Raw genomic sequence first — 4,033 nt, forward strand, 5'->3', positions numbered from 1 at the left:
CCCCAGCCGATGCCGCGGGCGCGGAGGCAGCGGGCGTGGCGAGGCGCTGGCCACCGAAGCGGTCGAGCGAGGCGAGCGCGGCACGCGCGTCGGCATCGCGATCATAGCCCATGTCGCGGACGGTATAGGCCGAAGTCTCCGCTCGCAGCCCATACGAAGGAGCAGAGGGCTGTGCGACAGCATGGCCGGTCGCTTGCGCGGCACCTTCGGCAGCATGCGCCGCGGCGCGCTGCTGCGCGAGCGCCATGAACATGGCCGTGGACGCGGCAGCAGACGCAGCGGGCGCCTGCGCGCGGCGTGAGGGGGCGGGAGTCGCGGTGGGCGGGGCCGCAACATGCGGCGTAGACGCTCCAGCCGCCGGGCGAGCACTCATTGACGTCATACGACCGGTAGCGGCAGCAGAGCCCGCAGGCCGCTCCGCGTGGACGGCACCGCGGCGGAGCTCTTCGAACGCGATCTGGTAGATGTCCTTCGAACGCGAGGCGTCGCAGCTGATAGGTGAATCGTCATCGAACAGCGCGTCGATATCCGCCCAAGCGGCAGCCTCCGAGGGGGCACCAGCTGCGCGGGCGATCACCGGCACGTCGCGCGGGACACCGCGCTTGCCGAAGAAGCGCTCCACGTCGCCATCCTGCGCGTGCTGGGCGCGCGCCTCACGCTTGCCGTTGGAACGAGCAGCGCGGTGCGAGGGCGCGTGCTCCTCTTCCACCGCGGCGGTACCTTCGAGATCGGCATCTCCAGAGCGATGGTCGGCAACGGCGGACAGAGCGGTGACGAGCCCCACGCCAGCGAGCGCGCCGACGGTGAACGGCATGGCGCAGCCCGCGACGATACCGTTCGCCTGGGGGAACGGGAGCGTCACCGCGTAGGCGCACACCGGCACGGCAAATGCGAAACCGCACGAAAGCCCAGCGTAGATCGCTCGGGACGTTGTAACAGAAGCCGCCATGGCTACTCCCTTGCACCATGTCCGACCAGCAGATGCCGGTCGAAACGCCCGCATTCGCTTGAGAAAAAACGAAGGTGTTGTTGCGTGCGGCCTAAGGAGCCTCTCTGCAACGGATCGTGGTTCGTTTCATCTGCGTTTTTCCGTCGCGAACATTAGCTCGATTATGAGGTAAAACACACGAGAATGCAAATGCGATCGCCGAGCGTAACCCAAAAATTCACGCCCGCACAGAGCATCGCTTTGAGGGCGGGTGCAAAGGTGTCAAAAACGACACTTTCGTACCCGCTCCCAAAGCGACACCCAAAACGACGTGCAGAGCCGAAAATACTAGTGCCACATACCTTTACGCTTGAAAATCCAGGCAGCTATGAGACAGCACACCGCGGCGAGCACCGTCGGAAACACCCATGTCCCCACGATGGGCACGCCATCGAACGGCAGCCCCACGTTCATTCCGTAGAAGCCGAAGATGATGTTCGGAATGGCCATCACGATCGTGATCACGGAAAGCACCTTCATCACGATATTCAGGTTGTTCGAGATGACGCTCGCGAATGCATCCATCGTCCCGGAAAGTGTGTTCGAGTAGATATTGCACATCTCGATGGCCTGGTGGATCTCGACGAGCACATCCTCAAGCAGATCTTGATCGTCCTCATAGAGCGGGATGATACGACCCTGCATGATCTTGTTGAGCGTGACCTCGTCGGATTTGAGCGAGGTGGAGAAGTACACGAGCGATTTCTCCAGGTTGAGCATCTGAATGAGTTCCTCGTTGCGCACGGACGCGTGCAGGCGCTCCTCGGTACGCGACGAAAGCCGGTCGATACGCCGCAGATACACCAGGTAGAGCTGGGAGATGCGCAACAGGAGCTGTAGCAGGAAGCGCGTGCGGTAGCGCGTGTCGACGCCCCGGATACGGCCGGCAGCCATGTCGCGCGTCACCACGTTCTCGAAGAGCGATAGCGTGACGAACATGCCTTTCTGCGGCATGAACACCATGGAGAGCGGCATCGTGTCGTACTGATGCACGCCGTCGCGGCCATCCTCCCCCGGCTCGATGGGGTAGTCCACGATCACGAACGTCTGGTTCACGTCTTCGTCGAAGTCTATGCGCGAGGTCTCCTCCTCGTCGAGCGCGGAGCTCACGAACTCCGGCAGCACGCCAAGCTCGCCTTCGAGCCACGAGCGCTCCTCTGCCGTGGGCGCCACGACGTTGACCCAGCAGCCAGCCTGAGGCTGCTCGATTTTCTCGATCCGACCTGTCTCTTGGGTCTTGAAGCATTCGATCATGGCGCACCCCTTTCGTCGTAAGTGGGACTTTAACACCAGGTCTCTGAGTCCCACGGCCGTCCCGCACACGATACCGCAAGGCAAAAGCATCTGCCACACCCGTCGCCAGGCACTACGCATAATCTCGAAAACCCTTACAGCGCGCTTACGTAACCGGGACGGGCGTGCGGCGGGCGACGCTTCCTCCAGAGTGGGACTTTGAGACCTGGTGCCAAAGTCCCACAAATCCCAGCCCATCCGCCGAAGCTCGGGTCGCCCACCTGTGAAAAGCGTAACACCACGGTCGCTTGAAGCCGAAAAAGGGCTTCGCGCGACCGTGGTGTTACGGTTGATGAGAATCCGAGTCCTGGACGGGAATTATCACTGAACGGAAATTATCTCTAGAACTCGCCATGCTCCTGCGCGCGGCGGGCGGAGCGAATGAGGAACTCCTCGTTGGTGTTCGTGCTCTTGAGTCCCTTGATGAACGCCTGCGCGCAGCGCTCGGTGTTCGGCATGCCGGCGAGCACGCGACGGATGCCCCACACGAACGGGCGCATCTGCTCGGGGATGAGCAGGTCCTCGTTGCGCGTGCCAGATGCCACCGGATCGATTGCGGGGAAGATGCGGCGATCCGCCAGGTCGCGGTCGAGCTTGAGCTCCATATTGCCGGTACCCTTGAACTCCTCGAAGATCACCTCATCCATCTTGGAGCCGGTGTCGATGAGCGCGGAAGCCAGGATGGTGAGCGAGCCGCCGCCCTCGATGTTGCGCGCGGCACCCAGGAAGCGCTTCGGCGGGTAGAGCGCCGCGGAATCCACGCCGCCGGACAGGATGCGGCCGGAGGCAGGCGCCGCCAGGTTGTAGGCGCGCGCGAGGCGCGTGATGGAGTCGAGCACCACCACGACGTCGCCGCCCATCTCCACGATGCGCTTGGCGCGCTCGATCACGAGCTCGGAGACGCGCGTGTGGTTGTCGGCCGGCATGTCGAAGGTCGAGGCCACCACGTCGCCCTTGATGGAGCGCTGCATGTCCGTGACCTCCTCGGGGCGCTCGTCCACGAGAAGGCAGATGAGGTGCACCTCGGGGTTGTTGATGGCGATGGACTGGCAGATCTTCTTCAGAATCGTGGTCTTGCCAGCCTTGGGCGGCGAAACGATGAGGCCGCGCTGACCCTTGCCGATGGGGCTCACGATGTCGATGGCGCGCCCGGTGATGGAATCCTTGCCGTGCTCCATCTTGAGCTGCTCGTTGGGATAGATCGGCGTGAGGTCGCTGAACTTCGGGCGGTTGCGCATGAGTTCGGGGTCTTGCCCGTTGATGCTCTTGATCTTGGCGAGCCCGGGGAACTTGTCGTTCGCGCGCATGGGGCGAAGCGTGCCCTCAATGAGGTCGCCCGGGCGCAGACGCGCGGCGCGCACCATGTTCGCAGGCACGAACGCGTCGTCGCGGCTGGGCATATAGCCGTGCGCGCGGATATGGCCGAAGCCTTCGTTCGACATGTCAAGGATCCCCACGATGTCGCGGAAACCCTCGGCGCGCGCGGCGGCGAGGTACACCTCTTCGACGAGCTCGGCCTTCTTCTTGCCCGCAGTGTCGATATCGAAGTCGCGCGCCTTCTCGCGGAGCTCCGCGACCTTCATGGCCGAGAGGTCGTCGCGCGAGAGCGTGGGCTCGGTGGGAGCAAAGCGATTATTGCGGTTCTTCCGATTCTGCTGACGGTTGCGACGGTCGTTGGCGTTACCGCCGTTACCGTTGACACCCGCGCTAGCGCCGTTTACATGCTCGCGACGCTGCGTGTGGGCGCGGCGG

General features: G+C 63.5%; 2 protein-coding genes and 1 pseudogene. All 3 read right to left on the reverse strand.

What is annotated here, in order from left to right; genetic code table 11:
• Positions 1-949, reverse strand: a pseudogene (locus QZ079_RS08455) (hypothetical protein); the annotation flags it as partial.
• Between the two features lie 327 nt (positions 950-1,276).
• Entirely contained in the window at positions 1,277-2,242 is a 966-nt protein-coding gene (locus QZ079_RS08460; RefSeq protein ID WP_297037430.1) for a magnesium transporter CorA family protein, read from the reverse strand.
• A gap of 380 nt (positions 2,243-2,622) precedes the next feature.
• On the reverse strand, positions 2,623-4,033 hold a 1,411-nt coding region (gene rho / locus QZ079_RS08465), incomplete at its 5' end, for a transcription termination factor Rho (protein ID WP_297037431.1).

Origin of the sequence: uncultured Enorma sp. (genome assembly GCA_905210055.1) — a bacterium.
GTDB lineage: Bacteria > Actinomycetota > Coriobacteriia > Coriobacteriales > Coriobacteriaceae > Enorma.